General features: G+C 62.5%; 1 protein-coding gene and 1 pseudogene. Both read right to left on the reverse strand.

Translation table 11 applies throughout. The features are described from left to right. Positions 1-359: pseudogene (locus AC5RWX_RS33125) on the reverse strand (hypothetical protein); the annotation flags it as partial. Between the two features lie 394 nt (positions 360-753). Beyond that, positions 754-1,559, reverse strand: an 806-nt coding sequence (locus tag AC5RWX_RS33130; protein WP_494100401.1) for an SGNH hydrolase domain-containing protein, incomplete at its 5' end; no start/stop codon positions are given.

The following is a 1,559-nucleotide window of genomic DNA, read 5'->3' on the forward strand; positions in this document are numbered from 1 at the left end:
TGGAGGGGCGTGATAGATGTTGCCGAGCTTTTGACTTCACTGCCTAGGGAGGGCGACTTCCTGGTCGGGGTCTCCAAGACGAGTTTGGCATCGAGCCCGGCTGTTTCTTTGTCGATGGGCTGTTTGGCTCCGATCTGCAAGATCCTGCGGATCCCGTAGAGCGGGTCGCCTTTGGCGGTGTCCGAGGGTGTCCTCCTAGACCCGAGGCGGACCTCGTCAGCCGTTGCCGACCGGAGTTTGACGACGTGGACGCGTCCAGGACGGTGACGGCTTCGGGGGCTCATCACGGACCGCGTTGGCGTGCCGGGATGGTCACCGGGATCGTGGACCAGACCCGCGACGAGAACGGTGTGGTGCATGCACGGTTGCTGGACCTCGTCCCAGACCAATCCGTTATGGCATACGCGGACTGGCTCAAACCCGCGGTCCTGAGTTCACCGCGGGGATCAAGACCGCCGCGCTGGACCCGTTCTGCGGGCCGTCCTCTTCAACTTGTCCGACTACCATGTCACTTCCACCACCGTCACTACCGACGGCCGCAGGTAATCATTGCCTCCGATCAGCCACCGGGCTGCCCGACCCGCGGTGTCATTGCATGTAGGCTGCAGCAACGCCGCCCTGAACGAAATGCGATATTCCTCGCCCGGCCGACGGGCGATCTCTGGTCCAAGTACCGTCTTGAGAAGTGCAGTCCGAGTGGCATTCTCAGTTGATCTCTACGGAATTCATTTTGCCCATGAACCGTGGGAGCGGTCAAAGCTGTCTGGCGAGATAGGGGGCGAGCTGCACCACGTACTGCCGGTTAAGGTGATCCGCATCGAAGTATATGGCCACTCCACCCGCCGCTCCATGACAGAACGACGCGTCACAGAAGTAATCGGACATGTCCAACAGCCGAATTCGCCCGCCTTCGGAATTTGCTTTCGAAGCCTCAACCAACGGGTCAATCGGCAGGGCCTGGGCTCGTGGAGCGCGGCATTGAGCCGGATCCGCGGCGCTCACGGCGATGCAGCTAACGTCGCGCACCCTGTCGTTGAGCGGCGGGTCGGCGATCGGGTACACGACCGCGCCCGCCCGGGACCATCGTGACCAGTAACGGCCAAATCCGTCCTTGTACTGCTCCACTTGGGACCGGCCTGTGCCGTCATCGATCTGTTCACCCGCCGCAAAAGTCGATGTAAACACCTTGGCGGCCTTGTCGCGCTCTACTGCGGCGACGACATTCGCTCCCCAGATGGCACATTTTCGGATCTTGGAGGGCTCCGCTGCTACGCCGCGGTACCCGACGTAAGGCGCGTCAGTCAGAGGGCAGCCGCCGCTGTAGCTCAGGTTCAACTTCCAGTTCTTCTGCCGGGCAAGCTCGATTATCGCGGACTGCCACTGCTGGGCGTGGGAGTCCCCCACAAGCCACACAGATTCGGCCTCCGGGTGTCCGCCTGAGTAGTCGCAAATAGCCGGGTCACCCGGCTGCTCCAGGTGCAGGGTGTCCTCCCGGTTCAGGCAATCCGCCGGCAGCCCCCAGTACTCATTCGCGGGCCCCATATTCGGGTCGCTGACGG

The organism is Arthrobacter sp. SPT-J7 (genome assembly GCF_059089965.1).